The organism is Saccharopolyspora endophytica (assembly GCF_018070075.1).
GTDB lineage: Bacteria > Actinomycetota > Actinomycetes > Mycobacteriales > Pseudonocardiaceae > Saccharopolyspora > Saccharopolyspora endophytica.
The window spans coordinates 137,695-161,173 of sequence record NZ_JAGPXE010000010.1 but is presented as its reverse complement, the minus strand read 5'-3'; the positions used below and the strand labels follow the sequence as shown (position 1 = coordinate 161,173).

Here is a 23,479-nt window from a genome sequence, read left to right as displayed (position 1 = left end):
GTCGACTTCTGGGGTGAACAACGACGCACCACCCGGAAAGTTGCGCAGCACAACGACGCCCGCTGCCCTGGCGAGAACTGGACAATCGGCTCTCAGCGGAAGGCCGCGCTGTTGACGGGGAAGTCGAAGTACTCGTCCGGGAAGGGCTCCTGCGGCAGGTTGAAGTGCCACCACTCCCCCGTGTAGCCCTTCAGCCCGACGGCGGTGAGCGCGTCGTGCAGCTTCTCCCGGTTGGCGCGGGCCTCACCGGTCACGCGCGGGTCGTCGGTGTGCGCCCTGTCGTCGAAGCAGTCGAAGCCGGTGCCCATGTCGACGCCGTTGTCCGGGAACCGCTGCCCCACCGGCGCCGCGCACGAGGCCAGCGGCTCGCCGGGCACGTAGGCGCGCTGCGGCGGCACGGGCAGCCGCACCAGGGTCAGGTCGACCGAGCTGCCCCGGCTGTGCCCGGAGTTCTCGGCGATGTAGCCCGCCGAGTACAGCTGCGACTTGTCCAGGCCCGGGTAGAACTCGTCCTTCATGCGCTGGTCGCCGACGTCCTTCGCCCACTCGACGAACCGGTCGTCGGCCTGCTGCGGCCGGTAGCAGTCGTAGACCTTGAGCGTGTAGCCCTGCGCGACGAGCCCCTGCTGCGCCTCGCGCAGGGCCTCGGCCAGCCGGCGCGTCAGCACGCACATCGGCTCGTCGTACCCGGGCACGGGGTCGCCGGTGAAGTTGTGCGGCGTCGCGTACCGGACCTCCTCCACGATCGAGGGGTCGACGTCGCGCAGCCGCACGAACCCGTCAGGAGCCTGCTTCACCTGCGTGGCAGGCGCGGGCGGAGGTGCGGACGAGCTGGGCGCCGGGGGCGGTGCGGGCGCAGGTGGTGCTGGTGACGGCGGCGGTGCGGCCGTCCCGCACGCCGCCGTCACCAGCACGAACGCCATCACCGACATGAACCCCCGAGTCATGCCGGTCACGATAGTTATCGTCGATCGGAGTCGCCCGACGGGCGAAACTCCTGGTCAGCCGCGAGCCGTGCCGCCGGGGGCGTCCCCTTCCGGTTCCTGCGGGACGGCCTCGATGACCTCGTCCTTGTTGGCGTACCGGCGCGCGGGGATCGACCGGAGTGCGGTGAGGGTCTCGGAGTCGGCCTCGCGGTCGGTGGCGAAGTCGACGAGCTGTTCGCGGTCAGCGGGGAACTCGAGTCCTTGCAGTGCCTTGTCGACCCGCATCTCATCGCGCTTGGTCATGTCCTGTCCTTCCCGCGGCGTGTCATCGGTCCGGTTGAGGACTACCCACTCGACCCGCTCGTCTCACTCGCCCCCTCTGCACCGGGCAGGCGGCGGAGGCGGGGCGCCGCGACCGCCACGACCGCGATGAGGACGACGGCGGCCCCGAGGATCACCGCCTGCAACGAGGTGACCTCGGCGATCGGTCCCGCCAGTCCCGCGCCCAGCGGCATCAGGCCCCACGCCAGGACGCGGTGCGCGCTGGTCACGCGGCCGGTCAGCGGCCGCGGGGTGAGGCGCTGCCGGTTCGCCGCCGACAGCACGTTCCAGGCGCCCGCGCCCACTCCCATCACGAAGTACGCGACCCAGATCAGCGGCGGAACGGCCACCGCTCCCAGCAGCGCGATTCCGGCCGCGAGCACGAGGAGCGCGCTGATCATCACCGCTCCGCTCCCCCACCGCGCCGCCCACCGGGACGCGACCGGCGCGGCCAGCAGCGTCCCGATCGCGGTGCACACCAGCAGGGTCGGCACCGACGCCGCGGGCAGCCGCACCACCTCGATCGCGTAGAGGAATGCCACCGCGTTCACACCGCTGGTCAGCAGCGCCGTGACACCGACGACGCCGACGACCGTGCGCAGCGCGGGTTGCTTCACCAGGAATCGCAGTCCCGCAACGACTTCGGACCGCAGCGACGTCCTCTCGGCGACCGCCGGCTGCACGTCGCGCACGGCGAGGGCCAGCAGCGCCGCCACCGCGAGCGCCACGCCGACCGCCGCGAAGCACAGCGCGGGCTCCCACGCGAACAACGTCGCCGCCGCGAGCGGACCGGCGATCTCGACGCCCGTGGTCTCGACGCTGACCACGCGACCGTTGGCCCGCTCCAGCTCCGACGGCCCGGCCAACGACACCAGCAGCGACTGCGAGGCCGAATCGGCGAAGGTCTCCGCGCTGCCGAGCAGGAACGCACCCACCACCAGGACCGGCACCGCCGGGGCACCGGTGGCGATCACGGCTGCGAGCGACAACGTCACCGCGGACCGGAAGAGGTGGCTCACCACCAGCGTTCGCCGCACCGGCAACCGGTCGACGATCGCGCCCGCGGGCAGCGCCACCAGCAACCACGGCAGCAGCGTCGCCAGCGCCACTGCGGACATCGCCAGCGGGTCCCGCGTGATCACCGCTGTGACCAGCGGCAACGCGGCCGACAGCACGCCGTCGCCGACCGACGACAGCGCCCACGCCGCCAACAGGTGGCGAAAAGACCGACTCCCCAGCCCCGACCGCACCCCTCGCGTCATCGCGTTCCAGTGTCTCGACGCGCGCAAGGGCCTGCGATCAGCACATCACGATCCCACCGCCCGGGCGAAGGAGCGGGTGATCCAGGTGGGGTCGGTGATCGCGGTCCCCACGACGACCGCGGTCGCCCCCAGGCGCAGGGCTTCGGCGACCGACTCCGGCGAGTGGTACCGGCCCTCGGCGACGATCGGCTGGTCCGGCAGCGCGCGGCGCAGGCCCGCGACGAGTTCGAGGTCGGGGCCCGGACCGACGCGGCCCGCCGTGTCCTCGGTGTATCCGGACAGCGTGCTGGCCACCAGGTCGGCACCGGCAGCGGCGGCGAGCTCCCCGTCGGGCAGCGTCGCGACGTCGGCCATCACCAGGGCACCTTCGTCGTGCACGGCCTTGATCACCGCCGCCAGGTCGAGGCCGTCCGGTCGCGGCCTGCTGGTCCCGTCCAGCGCCACGATCTCCGCGCCGCGTCGGGCGACCGCGACGGCGTCGTCGAGCGTGGGCGTGATGAACACGCCGTCCCGGTCCTGCTTGGTCAGCCCGATCACCGGCAGTGCCACGGCTTCTCGCACGGCGGCGACGTCGTCGAGGCCACCGACCCCGCCGCAGCGGATCGCGCGCGCTCCGCCGTCCGCGGCGGCGCTGGCCATCCGCGCGATCGCGGCGGAGTCGCGCAGCGCGTGCCCTCGGCCGGCCTGGCAGGACACGATCAGACCGCCGGCGAGCTGCCGGATCAGACCGTTTCGATTCATGGACATCCTCCGGGAAGGTGGTGCGCGGCGACCAGTGCCGCACCGAGCACCGGTGCATCGGGCGTGGCGGGACGCAGAACGGGTGTGCGCCTGTCGGGCGGGCGCGACTCGGCGTCGAGCGCTTCGGACAACGGGTCCAGCAGCGGCGCGCCGAGCGCGGTCGCTCCACCCGCGACCACGACGGCGTCGAAGTCGAGCGCGGTGATCAGGCCGGACAGCGTCCTGCCGAGGAGGCGCCCGGCCCGTTCCACGACGGCCGCGGCGTGCTGCTCACCGTCGCGGAGCTGGGCGGCGACCTCGTGCAACGTGAGCGGGACGCCGTCGCTCGTGGCGGCGTACGCGGCGGCGATCGCCGGTCCCGCCGCGACGGCTTCGAGGTGGTCGTGACGTCCGCATCCGCACGGCAGGTGGCCGGGTTCGGGCGCGATCAGGTGGGCGATCTCCCCGTGGGTCCCGAACCGCCCGCGCAGCACGCGACCGTCGACGATCAGCGCCCCGCCGACCCCGGTTCCCAGCGAGACGTACAGGACCCGCCCGTGCTCGCGCACCCGCTCGTCGAGCGCGACGGCGGCCGCGGCGGCCCGGACGTCGTTGTCGACCGCGACCGGCACTCCGGCCCGCTCGGACAGCGGGCCGGCGATCTCGGTGCCCAGCCAGCCGGGCACGGTGTCGGTGCAGGAGGTCACGCGACCGGTGACCGGGTCGATCGTGCCCGGCGCACCGACCCCGACGGCCCGAACCGGCTCGGCGCTCTCCCGCAACAGGCCGGTGACCAGGCCGTTCGCCCGTTCGACGATGTCACGTCCGCCGGTGCGCGGCGTCGGGCAGCTGCGCCGGGCGCCGACCCTCTCGCCGTCGTGGACGAGCCCCGCGACGATCTCGGTGCCGCCGATGTCCACGCCGATGAGGACGTCGCTCACAGCAGTCCCGCCCGGTCGAGCAGGGTCCGGATCGTGGCGACCTCCTGCTCGCTCAGCGGGAGCTGCGGCGGCATCGTCGCCGGGCAGTCGATGATGCCGCGCAAGTGCAGAGCGGCCTTGAACGAGCCCAACCCCGCGGAGCTGGGCCCGATCCGCGCGGGATCTCCGGCCTCGACCATGCCGAAGAGGTCGGCGAGCCGGTCCTGCTCGGCGGCCGCGGCCTTGAGGTCGCCGTCGCGCACGTGCCGGGCGAGCGCGAGGTAGCCGTGCGGGTCGACGTTGCCCAGCCCAGGCACGACACCGTCGGCGCCGTTGGCCAGCGCGTTGTCGACGGTCAGCTCCGAACCGGTGAGCACGACGGGACGACGCCCGCCGCGCATCCGCAGCAGCCGTCGCAGGCCGGCGTCGTCACCGCTGGAGTCCTTGACCCCGGTGATGACGCCGTCGTCGGCCAGCCGCAGCAGGAGCTGCGCGGAGAGCTTGGTGTGCACCGACACCGGCAGGTCGTAGGCGTAGAGGGGCACGTCGACCCCGGCGGCCACGGTCCGGAAGTGGTGCTCGACCTCGGCCGGGTGGGTGCGCGTGTAGAACGGCGCGGTCGCCACCACCGCGTCGACCCCGGCGCCCGCCGCCGCGCGGGCGTGGGAGAGCACCCGCGGCGCCGTCATGTCGATCGCACCGGCGAGGACCGGCACCTGACCTGCGGCGACCGAGGTGGCGACCTCGATCACCTTCGCGCGCTGCTGGTCGGTGAGGTAGGCGGTCTCGCCGCTGGATCCGAGCACGAACAGCCCGTCCACCCCGGCCTCGACCAGGAAGGTGAGCAACCGTTCCAGCGAGGAGGTGTCGACGTCGAGTTCGGGGGTCAGCGGGGTGCACACGGGCGGGACGACGCCCGTGATCGCAGCGGTGCTCATCTGGTTCTTCCTCGTGGTTCTCGTCGTGCGGTCGGGGTCAGGTGCGGGCCGGAGCGTCGATCGCGTCGGCGGCGTCCGGCCTCAGGAGTCGTTGCAGGCGGGCGGGTGCATCGATGCCGATCAGCACCAGCACGACGGTGGTCAGGGAGAACGACAGCACGGCCAGCGCGGTGCCGAGGCTCATCGAGGCCCCGAGGGTGGCGCCGAGGGTCGGAGCGACCGCCCCGCCGAGCGCGCCCACGTTGTAGAGGAACCCGAGGGCCGCGACGCGCTGCTTGATCGAGAAGTAGCCGCCGATCCACTTCGGGAGCAGACCGGAGATGCCCTGGCCGAAGACCTGCTGCACGAACAGCAGCGCGCCCAGCACGACGAGGCTCGATCCGCCCACCGCGAAGACCGGGAAGATCACGATCTGCGAGATCAGCAGGCTGCCCCAGTAGGCGCGGCGGGTGCCGAAGCGATCACCGGTGAACCCGGCGACGATGCAGCCCACGGCGGCGCCGAGCCCGGAGAACGACAGGACCTGGCTCGCCTCGGCGGGTGAGTAGCCCAGGTCGGTCTTGAGGTAGGTCGGCAGCAGCGACTGGATCGGCCACGAGTAGAGGAAGGCGCAGAACACGATGGCCATGACGGCCAGTCCGGTGGGCCAGCGCGGGCCGGAGAACTGGACCACGTAGGACACGAAGACCGCGGCCACGAGCAGCCCGAGGACGGCGACGAGCCAGGTGGGGACACCACCGGCGGTGAAGATCACCACGAGCGCGACGGTCGCGAGCACTCCGGTGGCGATGTTCACCAGCGTGCGCGGACCCCCGAACAGGGTCTCGGTGACCGGCGGGGCGTCGGAGTCCTTGCCCTGCTGGCTCTTCCAGTCCCGCGACTCGGGCAGGCTGCGGCGCAGCCACACGGCGACGCCGATCGGCAGCAGTCCGATGATGAACAGCGCCCGCCACCCGAAGGACGGGACGATGAGGCTGTAAACGCCGGCGGCGAGCACGGTTCCGATCGAGTAGCCGGAGATCAGGAAACCGCTGGCCTTGTTGCGCATCCGGGTGGGCCAGGACTCGATCACGTAGGTCGAGCTGGCGCCGTACTCACCGGCCATGCCCAGCCCGATGACCAGCCGCGCCGCGAAGAGCACCCCGTAGCTGGGCGCGAGGCCGCAGGCCAGGGTGCCGAGCGAGAACAGGGCGATGCTGAGCACCATCCCCGCCCGCCGACCGAAGCGGTCGGAGTAGGCGCCGATCGCCAGGCCGCCGATCCAGCGCGAGATGAACGCCGCGGACACCAGCGTGGCCGCCTGCACGTCGGTGAGGCCGAAGTCCGCGCTGATCTCGGTCAGGACCAGGGTGATGAGGACGAAGTCGAAGCCGTCGAGCAGGTACCCGATCCACGCCGCGAGGAACGCCTTCCACTGACTCCGCTCGAGCTGCCGGTACCAGGGCACCGAAGAGCTCCCCTCGGCCTTCTGGCCGTCCATGTGCTGCACCTCTGCTCCCTTGCAGGCCATGCTTCACGACGTAGGATGTCTGACGTCTGGTGTTCGCAGAACCGTAGAGCCGGGAGCGGGGTGTTGTAAAGCCTGATCGGCCGGGAGATCTGATGTCCTACGTCGGGTAGGGTTCTGGCAGAGGGACTAGGAGTGGATCAGATGCGCACTGCCAATCGCCGGTCAGGCGGACGCTCCGCCGGCGTGAAGACGGGCGGGCGGGCGGCCCCTCGCCAGGAGACGACGGCCGACCGGATCAAGGACTACATCCTCGGCGAAGGCCTGCAGCCGGGAGACCTGCTGCCGACCGAGGCCGAGCTGTGCGAGCACCTGGGGGTCTCGCGCTCCAACGTCCGGGAAGCGGTCCGCCAGCTGACCACGCTGGACATCGTCGAGGTCCGGCACGGCCACGGAACGTTCGTGGGCAACATGTCGCTCGACGCGCTGGTCGAATCACTGGTCTTCCGAGGCGTTCTCGTCCCCGGCGACGACCTCCGCGCCCTCCGCGAGGTGATCGACCTGCGCCTGACGCTGGACCTCGCCATGGCAGAGCGCATCGTCGACGCCTTCCGCGGCACCACCAACCCGGAACTGCACGCCCTGGTGAAGGAGATGGTCGCCAAGGCCACCGGCGGCTCACCGTTCCCGGACGAAGACCGCGCCTTCCACACCGGCCTCCTCGCCCGCCTCGACAACTCCCTCGTCGGCCAACTGGTCGGCGCCTTCTGGGACGTCCACACAGCAGTGGTCCCCAAACTCGGCGTCTCAGTAGCGGTAGACCTCGAACGAACCGCCAGAGCCCACGGCGACATGCTCGAAGCAGCAGAAGCAGGAGACCCCGAACGCTTCCGCCTAGCAGTGACCACCCACTACGAACCCATCAAACGCTCCCTCGACGAAAGAGCGAACTGAGCCGCGGGGAGGCCCTCCCCGCCCACAGCGAAAAGCTGACGCTGCGAACACATCTCACCAGCCGGAAGCCCACCCACCAGACCCGAGCCCAGCGGCCAAGCAGCCCTGTGGAGCTGGAGCAAGGCTGGACGGTGCCTCCACGCCGCAACGCCCTGGCCAAGCGGACTTAAGTCCCTGGCGCGACCACCAGGGCCATGGGCTCAATGAACCCAGAACCGGGATGTGAACAATTCCGATTCTGTTGCCCACGGAATGGAATTAATCATGGCTTCGGCAACTCCTGCTGGTCCGGCCCCTCACGTTCCGGAACACACCGGCTACGGCGTGACCGCCCTGGTCACCGGCATCATCGGGATCGTTCTGTCCTGGATTCCGCTCATCGGGCTCATCGGATTCATCCTCGGCCTGATCGCCGTTGTTTTCGGTGCGCTCGGGTGGGCCAAGGCCCACAAGGGCGAGATCTCCAACCCGGTGGTGACCAAGGTGGGGTTCTTCCTGGGGGTGGCCGCCGTGGTGTTCTCCATCATCGCCTGGGCGAGCTTCGCCAGTCAGATGGACAAGACCCTCAACACCTCGCCGTCACCGGCTCCGGCCGGACCACCCGCCTACATCCCCCAAGGAGGGCCTCCCGCACCCGCTCCGGAAGCCGTACCCGCGCAGGCCCAAGCCGCGTACGTGGAGGCCTTCGGTGACGGGGAAGCGATGGTCTCGGTCTTCGACCAGGGGCACAGCTCCAACACCGTGGACTTGCCTCACCGGGTGGATCTCAAGGAGGGCTACGTCTCCGTCTCGGTGACCCGATCCCCCTCGGTCGAGTCGTACATGGACAGCGGCCAGGGCGATTCCGGCTCGGTCGGCTGCCGCATCATCCGCGAAGGCGAGGTGGTGGACGAGCAGACCGCCCAGGGCCAATTCGCCTCAGTTTCCTGCTCGAAGATGTACTGACACCGACACCATCAGACCGAAAACAGGCAGATGCACAGGCAAAAAGAACCAGGGCCGATGCTCGGAAGCATCGGCCCTGGTCACTGGGGTGGAGGTTGGGGGAGCTTACTCGAACACAAAGGCCCCGGTCAGCGCCCTGGAAACTCTGCGAATGAAGCTGCCGGACCTGGCTACACCGTCCCAACCGACACCGAAGCGGGCAAAGCCCGGCCGCACCCGGCGACTCCCCGACGACCAGGTGCAGCAACTGATCGAGGACTACCAGTCCGGCGCCACCGTCTACGAGCTGGGTGATCAGTTCGGCATCGAGCGCCGCACCGTCAGCACGATCCTCCACCGCCACGGTGTTCCGATGCGCCGTCGCGGCTTGTCCGAGGAACAGATCGACGAGGCGGTCCGGCTCTACAACCAGGGATGGTCGCTGGCCCGGATCGCCGCACGCATGGATGTCGCTGCGGGCACCGTGCGCCAGCGCCTGCACGAGCGTGACGTCCCGATCCGCGACACCCAGGGGCAGCCCCGGGCAGGTGACGCCCGATGACCAGTACGTCATCCACAGCCAGCCCCTCTCCCGATCGATCGTTGCACCTGCAGTGCGCGTGCACGCTGCTGGTGGCGGCGGGGGCGGCCTACGTCTCCTATCGGCACGGCTGCGCGTTCGCTCTACGATTCGGTGCCGACGAGACCACCGCCACGCTCTGGCCGCTCATCGTTGACGGCTTGTTGACGATGGCAACGATCGAGCTGTGGAAGGCCGGTCACCGTCATTGCGCCACCGGGCGGTGGAAGGCGTGGCTTTCGTTTGCCCTCGGCATCGGGCTTTCGCTGTGCGCCAACATCGCCTCCGCGCCCGAGCTGAACGCTTTCTCCATCGCCGTGGCCGCCTGCCCACCGCTGGCGCTGCTGCTGTCGGTCGAACTGCTCAACCAGGCCCTCAAGCGGCGCCGCGCGGAGACGGTACGGGAGAACGTTCATGAGTCCGCACCCCCGCAACCGTCCCCGGCGGACCCGAGCGAGGTCAGTTCGGTGCTGGAGACTCCCGAAGAGGCTGAGGAGGTGCCAGCACTGCGCACGGTGGTGAACAACGCGCCTGGTCACGGCGCCAGCAATGCCGACGCTGCCCCAGGGCCACCGCACGGTGAGGATGGTGATCCGCTATGTGAGGAGGCATACCGGCTCGACGCCGAGCACTGGAACCTGTACCAGCGTCCGATTTCAGCCGACACGCTTCGCCGGAGGCTCAGCATCGGATCGAAACGAGCCCGCGCTCTCACCCGCCACATCCGCCAGCAACGCCAACCCGGAGCGGTGCTGGCAGTGGTGGATTAGGGAGCTGGTCGGCCGGGCCACGCCCGTCGATCTAGCGCTGACTGTGCACCCGGCCTGCGGCCATACCGGACCGCAGGCCCAACGCCCTGGGTCGGGACCGTCTGGAACAAGCTGGTGAGCGCTCGCGCTTCACCTTCGAGTCGGCTTGAAGGTGTGTTTGGCGGCGCCGTTGAGCGCCAGGCGCTCAACGGCGTCCTCGCCAGCGCGGTAGTCCGCCGGGGTCCTCTCAGCCGGCAGCAGTCCGGCACTTTCGTAGAAGCGCAGCGTGGTCGCCGGGGCGCCGCAGCGCTCGGCGTGTGTTGAGCCTGGCCCAGGTCAGCGGTCATTGTGCCGCGCTTTCGGTGCTCCGCGAGGGAGGATGGTCGTCGGTCAAGGTCAGGTGGTTTCCACCGGCAGTTCGGCGAGGCGCCATTCGAGCATTCCGTCGGCGAGGCGGCGGGCAGTGCGGCCGTGTGCGGTGAGCAGCCGCACCGCGTCGTGCGCGAGCACGCAGTACGCGCCGCGGCAGTAGGCCACGATCTCCTGGTCGGCCGGGATGTCGCCGAGCTTGTCGGCCAGTTCCTCCACGGGGACGGACACTGCGCCGGGGATGTGGCCGGCCTCGTACTCCTCACGGGGCCGCACGTCGAGCACGACGACGTCGCCACTCTCGGCTCGGCGCAGGAGCTCGTCGCGGCTGACGTGCTCGGCGTCGTCGGGACCGAGGTAGGCGGTGCTGGCCGCTTCCACGTCGGGCAGGTGCGCGCTGGCCACGGTGCGTGTGAGCGCGTAGAGCGCGGCGACGTCGGTGCCGGCCAGCCGGTAGTGGACCTTGGTGCCCTCGCGGCGAGTGGTGACCAGGTTGGCCTGCTTGAGCGTCTGCAGGTGCGCCGACGCGGTGGTCAGACCCAGTTCCGCGGCTCTTGCCAGGGCGTCCACCGTGCGCTCGCCCTGCGCGAGCAGGTCGAGCAGTTCCAACCGTTTGCCGCTGCCCAGTGCCTTGCCGACACGGGCGAACTGATCGAACAGTGCAGTCTTCGCGTCTCGATCACCCATCGATCCTCCAATCTTTCATGGAATAGTGTATAACAAAGGGAGCACGTGGAGAACACGCCCGGAAGGAGCGCTCGCGATGAGCACCGTTGACCTCGTACCGCTGATCGACGAGGGCCTGGGCAATTCCGCCTACCTGGTCGATCTGGGAGACGGGCGCGCGCTCGTGGTCGATGTCAGCCTCGACTTGCGTGCCACCCAGCAGGCCGCGCGACGACGGGGGTTGACCGTGGCGTTCGCCGCGGACACCCACTTGCACGCCGACTTCGTTTCCGGCGCCCGCCAGTTGTCGGCAACCGAAGGCACACGCGTTCTGGCTTCGGCCGCTGGGCACCGGGAATTCCGCCACACCGGACTGCACGACGAAGACGAGGTCGACCTCGGCGGCCTCCGGTTGCGCGCCCTGGCCACGCCCGGACACACCCACGAGCACCTGTCGTTCCTGCTGCTCGACGGCGACCAGCCGGTCGGCGTGTTCACCGGTGGCTCGTTGCTGGTCGATTCGGCAGCGCGCACCGACCTGATCTCGCCCGAACGAACAGAACCGCTGGCCCGCCAGCAATACGCTTCACTGCGCAGGCTCGCTGGCTTGCCTGACGAGGTCACCGTCTGGCCCACCCACGGCGCCGGATCGTTCTGCTCGGCCCCGCCCGGTGCGCAGCGCACCAGCACGATCGGTGCGCAGAAGGCCACCAACCCGCTGCTGCAGGCCGAGGACGAGGACGCGTTCGTGGCAGCGCTGACCGGATCGCTGGGCAGCTTTCCCGACTACTTCCTGCGCCTGGCCGAGGTCAACCGCCGGGGCCCCGCCGTGCTCGACACCGACCCGGCACCAGCCGGACTGGATGTGGCGCGGGTGCGGGCGCTGCTGGCCGAAGGAGCGCACGTGGTCGACGTGCGACTGGTACCCGAGTTCGCCGCAGGCCACATTCCCGGGGCGCTGTCGATCCCGCTGCGTCCGGTCTTCGCCTCGTGGCTGGGCTGGCTCGCCGATCCGGAACGACCGCTGATCGTCGTGCGCGGAGATGAGCAGGACCCGGCCGAGATCGCCTGGCAGGCAACAAAGATCGGTTTCGACAACATCGTTGGGGAACTCCGAGGCGGCATGGACGCCTGGACCGCCGATGAGCAGGACATCACCGCTACACGGCTGGTGCGCGCCGAGGAGATCAACCAGCAGAACGTCCTCGACGTCCGTCAAGTCCCCGAGTTCGCCGCCGGGCACGTGCCCGGCTCCACTCACGTCGAACTCGGATCCCTCACTGATCACGCCGAATCACTGCCCCGCGCACCCACCGTCGTGATGTGCGGGCACGGCGAACGCGCGATGGGAGCGGCCAGCGTTCTCGAACGAGCCGGGCACCGCGACCTCTCCGTCCTCGAAGGTGGCCCCGACGACTGGGCCCAGGTCACCGGCCGCCCCTTGGAGCACGGGGTATGAGTGCCGCCCCGGTGCGGTGGGGCCTGCGCGCCAACCTCGCCCAGTTCAGCCTGCTCGTGCTGGTCAACGCCCTGGTCGGCGGCATGGTCGGCCAGGAGCAGACCGTCCTGCCGCTGCTGGCCGAACGGGAATTCCACCTCACCGGCTACACCGTCCTGCTGACCTACGTGCTCGTGTTCGGGCTCAGCAAGGCCGCCACGAACTACTTCGCCGGCACTTGGTCCGACCGCTTCGGCCGCAAACCCGTCCTGATCGCGGGATGGCTCATCGCGATCCCCGTACCGGTGATGCTCATCTGGGCTGATCACTGGGGCTGGATCGTGGCCGCCAACCTCCTGCTGGGCATCAACCAGGGCCTGACCTGGTCCACGACCGTGATCATGAAGGTCGATCTCGTCGGCCCCCGGCAACGCGGGCTCGCGATGGGCTTCAACGAAGCCGCCGGGTATGGCGCCGTCGCGATCACCTCGGCGTTGGCCGGCTACCTCGCCGAGCAGTACGGGCTGCGACCCGCACCATTCCTGCTCGGGGCGGCCTACGTCGTGCTCGGCCTCGCCCTGTCCACCCTGGCCGTCCGCGAGACCCGCGAACACGCCCGACTCGAAGCAAGCCAGCCGCAGCCCGGCAGCTTCACCGGCCAGCACGCCGATCTGACCAACCGGCAAGTCCTTGTCCGCACGACCTTCACCGACCCCGCGCTGTCCTCCGCCAGCCAAGCCGGGCTGATCAACAACCTCAACTTCGGCCTGTCCTGGGGCCTGTTCCCACTGCTGTTCGCCGGCGCCGGACTCGAGGTGGACCAGGTCGGGATCCTCGTCGCCCTCTACCCCGCCGTCTGGGGCATCGGGCAACTCGCCACCGGAGCCCTGTCCGACCGATGGGGACGCAAGCACCTCATCACCACCGGAATGCTCGTCCAAGCAACCGGCCTCACTCTCATCGCCCTCGTCGGCACCTTCCCGGCATGGGCGATCGCGACCGCACTGCTGGGCGCGGGCACCGCGATGGTCTACCCCACCCTGCTGGCCGCCATCGGCGACGTCGCCCACCCCGGCTGGCGTGCCCGATCGGTCGGCGTCTACCGGCTCTGGCGCGACAGCGGCTACGCCGCCGGCGCCGTACTCGGCGGCATCGTCGCCGACATCTGGGACCTGCGCGCCGCCGTCTGGGCCGCAGCCGCACTCAGCCTCGCCTCCGGAATCAGCGTCGCCCTCCGCATGTACGAAACCCACCCCCACACCGAGGACGCGGCATGACCATCCCCCAGGGACTGAGCCACGGCCCGATCTAACTGGACTACAACGCCACCACACCGTTCGACCCCTTGGGGCTGGTCAAAGGTGTCAACCAAACAATGATGATGGTGGTTGGTACCGGTTCGGGATCTGACCTGCAACTAAACTGACCCTCCGGGTGTCCTTCTAGGGACGCGTCGGTCCAGGGTCGGTGCCGTACGTTTTGCCGCCGGATCCGGTGTCTAGGACGGTGAACGTGCGCGGGCGTGCGCCCGCTGACCTTCTGTCTGGCCCGCGTATGGCCGAGTCAACGTGTCACTGCGCATCCACTTCGCTACGTGACCGAAGGCGGAGTGCGATCCTCTATGTGTGTCGAGCTGCGGACCTGCCTGTAACCCGTCATGCTGGCCGACCGGCGCCGGGTTGTGCGGACCCAATGGCGGGTACCTACCGAGCTACGACGCCTACACCTGGGAGAGTGGTGTTCGTCCGACGCGGCCTTATCAGAGGGGCCAATCGCCCCGGTTGCGCTAAGCGCGACCGGTCGCTGTTCACTGTGCCCTGCGTGGCCGAGTTCGCTGAGGAAGGGCTGACGTTCCAGGCGGTGATCTTCCTTGTCGGCGACAACGGGTCCGGCAGATTTGCTCGGCGGCCCGCGCTCCCGGAAACAAGGGGTCTTCCTGCATGCGGAGACGGCAGTTCAGAGGGCCGAGGCTGGGTGCCGGGTTGTTGGAACGATGACGCGTCGGCGATGTCGCATGGGGAAGGATTTCTGGCGCTGTTGCGGGAGATGGTCGACAAGCGCGGTTTCTACGTCATGGGTAAGTCTGAGGCGGCGCTCTCGTTGACTTCGTGCCTGCCGCTGGTCGGGCTCATGCACGAGCTTGGCTCACCGATCTTCGCAGCCACGTCCGGTGCCAATATCATCGAGGTCGTCGAGCACGGGTTCCCGCGGGTCAAATGGGTTGAACGTGATTGCCTCGACCACTGGCGTCGCTATCTTGCCCAACCCGACCGCTCCCTACGTCACATCGTCGCCTAATGGGCCACACTTCTGCTGAGATCGCCGAGGCCGACCGTCGCTTTGCCGATTGGATGCGCGGCAATCTCGGCCTGGCCGCCGAGCACTTGGCCGTTACCGTGACCGGAGATCCCGTGTTCGGATCACGGATGCGCTCCATCGGCGCGAAGGCACGCGATGATTCAGGTGGCGATCGGTGGCTTCGGGTGGTCTCGGAGTTCCCGCAGTGGGCACACGGCCAGTTCTGGACCGGCAACGCCGACGCGAACGATCTTCCCGAGACGATCTCGCGGCCGCGCGTGCTGGGCACGTTCGAGTGGGAAGACGGGAGGTGTCAGCGCGCCGAGCTGTCCACGCTGCTTCCCGGCCATCCGTGCTCGAACACCGATATCCCGGCAACCGATGAGCCCATGCCTTTCTCCTGGTGGTCGACTTTGCGGAACACTCTCGCGACTCTCGCCGCGACGTCGACCAGTCGTGTCCATACCGATCAGGACCGGGTCACCCGGCGCATCCGCGAAGACTTCGGTGAACAGGCGCCCACGCACGTGGAGCGGTGGGAGACCGTCCACGGTGATCTGCACTGGAACAACTTGCTGTGTCCTGAGTTCGGGCTCTTGAGCTGGGAAGCATGGGGCCGTGGTCCGGCGGGCACCGACGCAGCGACACTGCTGTGCTGCAGCTTGCTCGCTCCGACCACCTACCTCGCGGTCCTGTCGCAGTTCCGCGACGTGCTCGACACCTCGACGGGTCGCGTCGCCCAGCTCTACGCCGCCGCTCGACTACTGCTCCGGGCAGAGAGGGACCAGCACCACGAGGCCGCCCGAGCATTGCGCATTCACGGCCGTCTGCTCGCCGAGTAGCGGACCGCAGCTCGGGAGGCCGGCAGCGCCGGTTCTCGGGCAAACACTCTCCGCGTTCCGGGTCAGGTGGTATCCAAGGGCGCATCGTCGGTGAACAACGTCTCTCAAAGAGGGTGGGCGCGTTCCCCCAACGTCACCCGCACTCCCTTTCGCGTCCTGGCGGGCCCCACATCTCACCAGTCGTCGTTGTTCTCGCAGGCCAGAGAAAACCTACGACTTACATGATCCGGTTTGCTTGTCAGTCGCGGCAAGGAACGAAATGCCTCGATGGAGAGGACGTGTCAGGGCCGCGAGGAAGCCGCCCGGCGGCTCAGTCGGCGATCACACCCGAGGTGCGCGCTGCTGCCCCTGGCGGATCGGATCGTCGAGGTACACAGGGGGCATTCTGCACGGGGTGGGGCGGGCGACCCCGACTGTCGCCCGCCCCCATGTTCCTGGCAAGGCCTCGACGTCCCACCAGGTTGCACGCAGCATGTTACCGCAGTTCAGCGCACATGCTCGGCGCGAAATAACCCGTATCTCGAGTTAGCTACGGCAAGGTCAAATTGGAAAAACTGTGATCAGTTCCGCCGCACGACGACCGTCCGGCGGGTCTGGTCGGCTAAAGTCATCGACGCCACGATCCCCCTCCGTGGCTTGCGGTACCCGGCTTGGCCGCCCCCCATCGAGCCGGGCACCGAATAGAAGATCGCCCCCGCATCGCGGTCGACGGACCAGTGAGATGCGGGGGCGGTTTCTCATCCGCGCGGCGCTTGCCGTGGTCTCCGGTGGGCCCCTGTCGAAGCTGACCTCGGGAGCAGCTAGATGGCTGTTGCCGCCTAGCACGATGCGCGGCACAACACAGGGCGGGTACGGTTCCGCGGTGCGCAGCGCGGCATCCAGTGGCGCCGAGGATGAGCGGCACAACCAGCGACTGCCCAGGCGTCTCCGAGCGCTACACCAGCCACGCCGGGGCGGCGAGTGTGAGCAGGTAGGCCATGCAGCAGACGTGCTTATACGCCGCCACAACCTGAACTTAGTTGCCCCCTTGTTCGTTTTCATGTTCCGTGTCGGACTGCCATCGACGCGGTGGTATGTCACCTTCCGGTTCCGGCTGCTCATGCGACCAGCCGTGTCGTAGTCGGGCAAGAACCAGTTTCGCCGCGTGGGCAGGTCGTCAACGTGATTTTGAACGTGTGGAGTGGCGTCGCTTGTCGGTCGATTCTGGCGTCAGCGGGGTCGGGGTGGCGTGATCAATGTCGGTGAATCGTGACGTCAGTTGTGGATCATGCGTTGGCGTCGTCGTGTTCGACGCGAGCTCGGGTTTGGGCAAGTCGGTAGGACTCGGTGCCGGTTTCGATGATGGTTCCGCCGAAGGTGAGGCGGTCGACGATCGCTGCGGTTATCTCGACTTCGATTTCCGAATCTTGCCGTTGACCTGGTATTTCGTGTCGTGGACAGGTGTCTTTGACTAGTGATCATCGGTGTTGAGGCGGGCTGTGCGGAGTTGGCCGTGGGCGTGGGCGAGCGCGTCGCGGAGTTGCTGGTTCTCGGTGCGAAGCTGGTTGATTCGCTCGTGCGCCAGGGCCAGACGTTGACGTAGCGAGTCGTCGGTGGCCTGGGTGACGGTGTTGCGGACGAAGTCGGCGCTGGAGCGGTGCTGCTGGAGCTGCTGGATCCGGTCGAGCAGTGCGGGTTGGGTGTAGATCCACGACCGCGAGACGCCGGCCTGGTTGGCGAGCCGTGCGACGGTCACGTGTTCTCCGGCGTCGGTCAGCTCGGTAAGCGTCTGCTGGGCGCGTCGCAGAGTTTGATCGTGGCGCTGGCGGGCGTGCTCGGCGAGATGGTGCGTATGGTCAGCAGGCATCGGAACCGTCCTTTCCGTTGCAGGCGCAGGACTTTCCGCCGCCGCTGCAGCCGCCCGATGTAGTCAGGCTGTCGATGATGGTCAGCAGGTTCTTCTCGACGGTCCGGTTCATCTCGGCCAGACGCTGATGGCCGTTGGTGTCGGCTTGGCTGATCAGAGCCTGGGTCTGCTCAAGCTGACGACGATGCTGGGGCAGGAACTCAGGCGTCGTGACGAAGACCGGACAGGTCAAACAGGCGTTGGCGAACTCGCACTTCTGCTGCAGCGGCAAGGCGCAGTAACCGTTGGGTAGCGCCATCTTCGCCCTGGCGAGGTTGTTCTTCATCCAGACCGCGTCGGCCAGCGGACCGGTGTCGGTGGCCAGCCGCTCACCGGCGATGTTGACCTTGCGGGCGCGTTCCCACTGCTCCCGGATGGTCTTGTCCGACAGCCGCGCGTAATGGGAGGTCATCGCGTGCGAGTCGTGGTCGAGCAGTCGGCGGACGGTCTCCTGCGGGACCTCGTTGTTGATCAGACGGGTGCCGAAGGTGTGGCGCCACTGGTGCGGCGTCACATGGACCTCACGGCCGAGCTCGTCGCGGACATCGCAGACACGCAACCACTCCCGCAGTTCTCCCCGGAAGGTTCCGGTGCTGAATGCCACCTTGCCCTCGGGGTTGCGAGTTGGCCGCGGCAGCAGGAACGCCGGGTCTTCGAACTCGTCGAGAACGGCCTTCTGCTGGTTGGTGATGGCCTCGGCCAGATCGGTGTCGATGGGGACGAACGCATCGCGGCGCATCTTGTGGTTGGTGTAGCGCAGATAGGGCGCGCCCTGACCGTCGCGGACAACGCAGTCCAGCCGCAGGCGAGCTCCGTCACCGACGCGCAGCCCGGTGCTCATCAGGATCCGCGCCAGCAGACGACCACGGGAGTCGGCGAAGCGGACGAGGTTGTCGAGGTGCTCAAGCTGGACCATCACCGCTTCCGACAACGCCCGTGGTGGCCCCTTGACCAGGCGCGGGTAGTCCTCGGGGAACAGGTCGACCTGAGCAGACAGGCGAGATTCCCAGCCGTGCTGACGGGCCGAGCGCAGTAGACCGGCGAGGCTGCTGAGCTGACCGGTCCGGCTCTTCGGGTTGGGAAACCGTTCGACCAGGTGCGCCAGATGGACCTCGACCAGCTCCCGGGTCAACGCCTCGGGCCCACGCTGCAGAGCCGGAAACGACTGCGCGAACAGGGTGATCGCGCGGATGTCAGCGCCGACGGTCGCGACCGCGATCCCGGTCGAGAGCCGCCAGCGGGCCCACCGTTTGGTCAACTGCCGCAGCCAGATCGGCTCGATCCCGGTGAACCGGAACCGGGTGTCGCGTCCGGGGAACCCGAGCCTGCGCAGCAGCCAGACATCGCGCGGGAACTCCGCGTCCCAGCCCACACCCTCGACAAGGTCACGCAGATAGCCGATCGCGTCCAGCAGGAACCGGCGCTCGATATGGCCGCGCTCGCTGGAGAACCCGAGATAGGTGATCCAGGAATCGGGGCTGCGGTCCAGCAGCGAGGTGACGCCGCCGCCCGGCAGGGCTCGCAGCAGTCGCCGGATCGAGTGCGGCCTGGTGATCGTGCGGCGCTCGTCGACGCGGCATTGGATCGCGTAGGCGATCTCCAGCCGCATCGGCATCGGCAACCGGCGCAGATCGAACCGGTCCCGCCCGAACGTCGCGCAACCGAGCAGCCAGGACTCGATCGGCGGCCGGTGGGCGCGGATCCACCGATTCCGGTGATGGACACACAATCCCGCGTCGCCCTCGGCCTCCAGACCGCAGCCGGGGAATCGGCAGTCGGCCCCGGCCGGCAGCGGCCGGCCGCCGCCATCGGCGATCCACCGCGTCAGATCGACGCGGCCCTGCTGGTGCCAGCGATGCGCGTGGGAGTGGCAGAGGCCGTGCTCGCGGCGGCTGCGACGACATGTCGTGATCGCGCATTTCGGTGGTTGCTGTAGCCAGCGCCGGTTCGCCGGCGCCGCCTTGGCCCAGGCCTCAAGGTCGTCGGGACGGCCCTCGTCGATCCAGCGCTGATGATGCGCCGAGCACTTACCGAAGATCACCACGAGCCGCTCGCAGACCGGCACCAGGCACCGGGGTCCGCCAATCACCGGGTCATCGGGGTCGACCACGATCACCGGCTGCGCGAACTGCGGCCGCAGCCGGGCCGCCAGGTCGGTGCCGGAGTCGTTGTCGCTGTTCGGAATCGGGTGCAGCTGCCTCATGCGGTCGGCCCCGTCGCCGCTGGCTCGTCGAGGAACCCGGCCGCGGCCAGGGCGCGACGAGCGTCCTCGACGCCCAGATGGGAGTAGGTGTCGACGGTGGTGCTGATGCTGGCGTGACCGAGCAAATGCTGCACGATCTCGGCGGCGACCCCGCGACGCAGCAACCCGGTGGCGTAGCTGTGGCGGAACAGGTGGGGCGAGAACGTGATCGCGGTGCGGTCCCGCAACCGGCGCACCAGGCGGTCGACAGTGGCGTAGCTCATCGGCTCGCCGACCGGTTTTCCCCAGAGGTTGACGAACACGTAGTCGCAGTCCAACAGCCCATACTCCTCGTGCAGGTAGTCGCTGTAGAGGCGGAACAGGTCGGCGTCGGCGGGAACTTCCCGTGACCACGTCTTTGCCCGCGCTCGGTTCACGTTCGTCCGGGGCCGGACCGCGACCAACCGGCGGCGGGCGTCGAGATCCTCGTGCCGCAACCCGAGTGCCTCACCGATCCGCAATCCCGTGCCCTTCAGCAGGCTCAGCAGGAACCTGTCCCGCAACCGGTCGCAGGAGTCGATCAGCGTCGTCATCTCCGCCTGACTCAGCTCCCGTGGCGGCCGCCGCTCTGCCCGCAGCGAGATCGCCCGGTGCCGCTCCGGCCGTGCGCCCAGGTGCGCCAGGAACGGCTGCCACGACCCGCCGCGGCGGCCCGGCCGCCACCGCGTCAGCAACTCGCCGAGCGCGACACCGTGCCGCTGATGGAACTCGTAGAACGACGCCAACGCCGACAACTTCCGATTCACCGTCGCCGCGGCGAGATTCGCCTCCACCCAGGGCAGCATCGCCACCCGTCCATCGCGGGCCTCGACCGGCAACCGCAGCCACGTCACGAACCGGCCCAGATCCTCCAGCACAACTCGATCCCACTGCAGGCCACGGCAGTGCAGGAAGTCGAAGTAGTCCCGCAGATCGTGGGCATAGGCGCGGACGGTGTTCGGGGAGCGATCGATCGCGGTCAGATGCGCCAGGAACCGGTCCGCCGGAACCAGTACCAGGCCGTCGGCCAGAACGGTCGCCGACTCCGTGCCCGAAGGCATCACGACCCGCTGCACCCTCAACGCTGATCCCGTCATAGACACGGCAAGGTAATCCGTCCACAACGAACGCCAGGGAGGCGCACCAACCCCATCGTGTACATCGTGGACGCTCAACCCGAGCGGTTAGATAACGGCGCAGAGGCGTGGGTCGGTGAAGGTTTTGGTCCAGCCTCCGAAGCTTTCGTTGGAGGCGATTGCGACGGAGTTTTTCTCTTCACGTTCGGTGAGGACTTGGAACAGGAGTTCGGCGCCGCGGCGGTCGAGTTCCATGTAGCCGAGTTCGTCGATGCAGAGCAGGTCGACGCGTCCGTAACGGGCGATGGTCTTGTTGAGTTGCTTGTCGTCGGAGGCTTCGATGAGTTCGTTGACGAGTTTGGTGGCCAGGGTGTAGCGAACCCGGAATCCGGTCATCGCGGCTTCGGTTCCCAGGGCGATGAGCAGGTGGGATTTGCCGGTGCCGGAGTCCCCGATCAGGCAGAGAGGCTGACCCTTTTTGACCCATTCGCAGGTGGCCAGTGTGTGGATCACGGCCGGGTCGAGGTGGGGGTTGGCGTCGAAGTCGAAGGCGCGCAGGGACTTCTCGCGGGGGAACGCCGCGGCTTTGATGCGGCGTTCGGAGCGGCGGCGGGCGCGATCGTCGCATTCGGCCATCAATAGTTCGGCCAGGAATCCTCGATAGGTCATCTGCTCGCGTGAAGCGACGTCGGCGATGTCGTTGAACTGGGAGCGGATCGTGGGAAGACGCAGCATCCGGCATGCTTGGTCGACTGCGGTGTCGGCGGCTTGTTCGGTCAGTCCTCGAGGGCGTGGTCGGTGGGGGCTCATGGTTGTCCTTTCGCGGGGTGGTGGCGGAGGAGCTGGTCGTAGGCGGTGACGGAGGGAATCGGCCGGGTATCAGGCGGTAGGTGTGTCAGGCGCCGTTGGGTCAGCGACGTGACCGTGCCCTGTGGTGCGGTGGTTTCGGGCTCGTCGGCGTCGTCGATGGCTTCGTCGTTGTCGGCGATCTTGCGTGTTTCCAGCGCCACCGCGTCGGCGGTGAGTGCTCCGGCCCGCAGTGCGGCGGCCAGGCCTGCGACGACGTGTTCGTGTGCGTGGTGCCGGTGCAGGAGCAACACCTCGATCAGCGCCCGGGTGCCGACGGCATCACCGTGGGTCCTGTTGGCGGCTGCCCACCAGGCGTCGTGGACCGGGGTGAACTTGCCCGAAGCACGGGCCTGTTCCAGCACGGTCGAGCCCGGTAACGCGCCGGGTTTGAGGACGAGAGCTTCGAGGTAGTGGTCGAGCTCCAGGCGGGCGCCGCCCTTGGCCAGCAGACGTTCGTGTCTCGCGATTTCAGTCTGGCCGTCATAAACAATGAGATGTGAGGCATGAAGGAGAACCCGGACAGGCCGGCTGATCAGCTTCGCCGGCACCGAGTAGCGATTCGTGCGGACGCTGACCTGAGCAGAGCGGTCCACTCGCAGGCTGAACCACCGCCCGGTCTCAAAAGACTCCTCCGGCAAGGGCCTCAACAGCGGCTTTTCGACGGCGAAGTACTCGCCGATCGTGCGTGCTCTCGTGCCGATTCGACGGTCGTCGTTGTCGCGGTCCCACTGATCGATCATCGCGTTGAGCTCGTCCAGTGAGTCGATTTCCGGGACCGGGACCAGGTGGTTGCGGCGAAACCATCCGATATCGCCTTCCACTCCGCCTTTCTCGTGGGCGCCGCGGATACCGGGCTGGCAGTAGAAGGCCTCCAACCCGTAGTGGGACCGAAACGCCGTCCACCGCTCGTTTTCCACTCGCTGCCGGGAAAACCCCAGAACTTGCGCGACGGCGGCCTTGAGGTTGTCGTAGCGGACCTTGCCGCTCGGGACCCCACCCAAAACGGTGAACGCGTGGACGTGCCCTTCCAGGAAGGCTTCCTGGCCGCCTGAAAGGAACACGCGATGCACCGCTTTGCCGGAAAACGACAGCCGGAACGAGAACAACGAGCACGTCACCTGCTGACCACGCAGCCGGAGCACCACGTCACCAAAATCGACTTCCGCTTCGGCGCCGGGTTGATGGACCTGGGGCACGAACACGTTCACCGGCGCCCGCCCGGCCTGGGCGCGGATCTCGGGACGACGGTCCGCCACATAGGTGCGCACCACCTGGTAAGACACATCGACCATCGACTGCTCGTCGACCAGACGATCGAAGATCCGTTTCACCGTGTGCCGCTGCTTGCGCGGCGCATCCAGATCCGCCCGCAGGATCTGGTCGATGAACGGCTTGTAGGGATCAAGCTTCGAAGCACGCGCCGGGTACTTCTTCCGGGTCTGTGGCCACGGCGACGCCAGCGCCTTGGCCACCGTCCGGTAGCCCACACCGTGTTTGCGCTGGATCTCCCGGCCCGACAACCCAGCACGGTCGTCACGGCGGATCGCTGCGTACAGGTCGATCTTCGACTTCGGCATCGACGCTCCTCCATCCAGAGCAACGTCGATCTTCCCATCAGCCCATGCCGGTGGTGTCAAAATTCGCCGACATGGCCTAACCCCCACCAGGGGCGGTGTCGACATTCACGAACATCTGACGCCAGACAACACCGTCAAAACCAGTCAACGACATGGCCGAGATAGCCGTGAGTCCACAGCTGATAGCCGCACTGCGCCCGCTGCTGTTCCGGAGGTGGAGTGCCCCCTCATTCGTCTTCCTGCTCGACGAGTAAGCCGCGCAGCATGCATTGCATACAGGGCATGCCGTTCTTGGTGTGCCCTACGTGGTGGAACGAGACCTCAAGGCCGCACAACGTGCGGTAAGCACCGGCCACGGGTACCGCGAAGTGCACTACGCGAAATGCCTCGCCGACGATGCCTCCGCGGTATTGGACCGCGACCCAAGATGAGCTCTTCCTGGCGTCGTCGCTGCATGCGTCGCCGTGCCACGACTCTGACGTGTCATCCATTCGGTGCAGCCACCCCACATCACCAC

General features: G+C 68.2%; 22 protein-coding genes and 1 pseudogene. 9 read left to right on the top strand and 14 right to left on the bottom strand.

From position 1 onward, the window contains the following. Positions 1-92: 92 nt before the first annotated feature. From KBO27_RS22745 to KBO27_RS22715, 7 genes are read right to left on the bottom strand one after another with little or no spacing between them, the layout of a single operon-like run. Positions 93-947: a M15 family metallopeptidase gene (locus tag KBO27_RS22745; protein WP_246537810.1), complete on the bottom strand. Its 855-nt coding sequence runs from the start codon at positions 945-947 to the stop codon at positions 93-95. Between the two features lie 54 nt (positions 948-1,001). Continuing rightward, positions 1,002-1,229, bottom strand: coding sequence for a DUF2795 domain-containing protein (locus KBO27_RS22740; RefSeq protein ID WP_132673007.1), 228 nt, complete (start codon positions 1,227-1,229; stop codon positions 1,002-1,004). A gap of 41 nt (positions 1,230-1,270) precedes the next feature. Then, entirely contained in the window at positions 1,271-2,509 is a 1,239-nt protein-coding gene (locus tag KBO27_RS22735) for an MFS transporter (protein WP_210971905.1), read from the bottom strand. 45 nt (positions 2,510-2,554) lie between these two features. Next, positions 2,555-3,256, bottom strand: a complete 702-nt coding sequence (locus tag KBO27_RS22730) for an N-acetylmannosamine-6-phosphate 2-epimerase (RefSeq protein WP_246537809.1) — start codon at positions 3,254-3,256, stop codon at positions 2,555-2,557. Continuing rightward, the gene (locus KBO27_RS22725) at positions 3,247-4,170 is read right to left on the bottom strand and encodes an ROK family protein (RefSeq protein WP_210971904.1); all 924 of its coding nucleotides are present in this window, start codon (positions 4,168-4,170) and stop codon (positions 3,247-3,249) included. The genes KBO27_RS22730 and KBO27_RS22725 overlap by 10 nt, the downstream gene beginning before the upstream one ends. Further along, positions 4,167-5,087, bottom strand: coding sequence for a dihydrodipicolinate synthase family protein (locus KBO27_RS22720; RefSeq protein WP_210971903.1), 921 nt, complete (start codon positions 5,085-5,087; stop codon positions 4,167-4,169). Before KBO27_RS22720 ends, KBO27_RS22725 begins: the two co-directional genes overlap by 4 nt. A 37-nt stretch (positions 5,088-5,124) precedes the next feature. Further along, positions 5,125-6,567 carry an MFS transporter gene (locus KBO27_RS22715; protein ID WP_210972043.1) on the bottom strand — a complete coding sequence of 481 codons (1,443 nt, stop codon included), beginning with the start codon at positions 6,565-6,567 and terminating at the stop codon, positions 5,125-5,127. A gap of 171 nt (positions 6,568-6,738) precedes the next feature. On the opposite strand from KBO27_RS22715, the gene KBO27_RS22710 reads away from it, so the two are divergent. From KBO27_RS22710 to KBO27_RS22695, 4 genes are all read left to right on the top strand, one after another. Next, positions 6,739-7,488: a FadR/GntR family transcriptional regulator gene (locus KBO27_RS22710; RefSeq protein ID WP_210971902.1), complete on the top strand. Its 750-nt coding sequence runs from the start codon at positions 6,739-6,741 to the stop codon at positions 7,486-7,488. Between the two features lie 264 nt (positions 7,489-7,752). Further along, entirely contained in the window at positions 7,753-8,433 is a 681-nt protein-coding gene (locus tag KBO27_RS22705; RefSeq protein WP_210971901.1) for an MmpS family transport accessory protein, read from the top strand. Positions 8,434-8,584: 151 nt separating this feature from the next. Beyond that, the gene (locus tag KBO27_RS22700; RefSeq protein WP_246537808.1) at positions 8,585-8,974 is read left to right on the top strand and encodes a helix-turn-helix domain-containing protein; all 390 of its coding nucleotides are present in this window, start codon (positions 8,585-8,587) and stop codon (positions 8,972-8,974) included. After that, positions 8,971-9,762, top strand: coding sequence for a DUF2637 domain-containing protein (locus KBO27_RS22695; RefSeq protein ID WP_210971899.1), 792 nt, complete (start codon positions 8,971-8,973; stop codon positions 9,760-9,762). The genes KBO27_RS22700 and KBO27_RS22695 overlap by 4 nt, the downstream gene beginning before the upstream one ends. A 129-nt stretch (positions 9,763-9,891) precedes the next feature. Here the strand turns inward: KBO27_RS22695 and KBO27_RS22690 are convergent. Both KBO27_RS22690 and KBO27_RS22685 read right to left on the bottom strand, forming a co-directional pair. Continuing rightward, positions 9,892-10,044, bottom strand: a pseudogene (locus KBO27_RS22690) (MerR family transcriptional regulator); the annotation flags it as partial. A 93-nt stretch (positions 10,045-10,137) separates the two neighbouring features. After that, the gene (locus KBO27_RS22685; RefSeq protein WP_210971898.1) at positions 10,138-10,797 is read right to left on the bottom strand and encodes an ArsR/SmtB family transcription factor; all 660 of its coding nucleotides are present in this window, start codon (positions 10,795-10,797) and stop codon (positions 10,138-10,140) included. 76 nt (positions 10,798-10,873) lie between these two features. On the opposite strand from KBO27_RS22685, the gene KBO27_RS22680 reads away from it, so the two are divergent. From KBO27_RS22680 to KBO27_RS22660, 5 genes are all read left to right on the top strand, one after another. Further along, positions 10,874-12,235: an MBL fold metallo-hydrolase gene (locus tag KBO27_RS22680; protein WP_210971897.1), complete on the top strand. Its 1,362-nt coding sequence runs from the start codon at positions 10,874-10,876 to the stop codon at positions 12,233-12,235. After that, on the top strand, positions 12,232-13,491 hold the full coding sequence (locus tag KBO27_RS22675) for an MFS transporter (protein WP_210971896.1): 1,260 nt from the start codon (positions 12,232-12,234) through the stop codon (positions 13,489-13,491). The genes KBO27_RS22680 and KBO27_RS22675 overlap by 4 nt, the downstream gene beginning before the upstream one ends. Before the next feature lie 544 nt (positions 13,492-14,035). Further along, positions 14,036-14,512, top strand: a complete 477-nt coding sequence (locus KBO27_RS22670; protein WP_246537807.1) for a hypothetical protein — start codon at positions 14,036-14,038, stop codon at positions 14,510-14,512. After that, complete coding sequence (locus KBO27_RS22665; RefSeq protein WP_210971895.1) at positions 14,512-15,354, top strand: aminoglycoside phosphotransferase; 843 nt, start codon at positions 14,512-14,514, stop codon at positions 15,352-15,354. The genes KBO27_RS22670 and KBO27_RS22665 overlap by 1 nt, the downstream gene beginning before the upstream one ends. 1,283 nt (positions 15,355-16,637) lie before the next feature. Then, positions 16,638-16,808, top strand: coding sequence for a hypothetical protein (locus KBO27_RS22660; protein WP_210971894.1), 171 nt, complete (start codon positions 16,638-16,640; stop codon positions 16,806-16,808). Here KBO27_RS22660 and KBO27_RS22655 read toward each other — a convergent pair. From KBO27_RS22655 to istA, 5 genes are all read right to left on the bottom strand, one after another. Continuing rightward, the gene (locus KBO27_RS22655; protein ID WP_072029026.1) at positions 16,805-17,200 is read right to left on the bottom strand and encodes a DUF6262 family protein; all 396 of its coding nucleotides are present in this window, start codon (positions 17,198-17,200) and stop codon (positions 16,805-16,807) included. The two genes, KBO27_RS22660 and KBO27_RS22655, sit on opposite strands and share 4 nt — an antisense overlap. Further along, positions 17,190-19,355 carry a tyrosine-type recombinase/integrase gene (locus KBO27_RS34675; RefSeq protein ID WP_210971893.1) on the bottom strand — a complete coding sequence of 722 codons (2,166 nt, stop codon included), beginning with the start codon at positions 19,353-19,355 and terminating at the stop codon, positions 17,190-17,192. Before KBO27_RS34675 ends, KBO27_RS22655 begins: the two co-directional genes overlap by 11 nt. Positions 19,356-19,438: 83 nt before the next feature. Then, positions 19,439-20,521: a site-specific integrase gene (locus KBO27_RS22645; RefSeq protein ID WP_206078107.1), complete on the bottom strand. Its 1,083-nt coding sequence runs from the start codon at positions 20,519-20,521 to the stop codon at positions 19,439-19,441. Between the two features lie 123 nt (positions 20,522-20,644). Next, positions 20,645-21,271 carry an IS21-like element helper ATPase IstB gene (gene istB / locus KBO27_RS22640; protein ID WP_281420843.1) on the bottom strand — a complete coding sequence of 209 codons (627 nt, stop codon included), beginning with the start codon at positions 21,269-21,271 and terminating at the stop codon, positions 20,645-20,647. A gap of 71 nt (positions 21,272-21,342) precedes the next feature. Then, positions 21,343-22,962, bottom strand: a complete 1,620-nt coding sequence (gene istA / locus KBO27_RS22635; protein ID WP_210971891.1) for an IS21 family transposase — start codon at positions 22,960-22,962, stop codon at positions 21,343-21,345. Between the last annotated feature and the right edge of the window lie 517 nt (positions 22,963-23,479).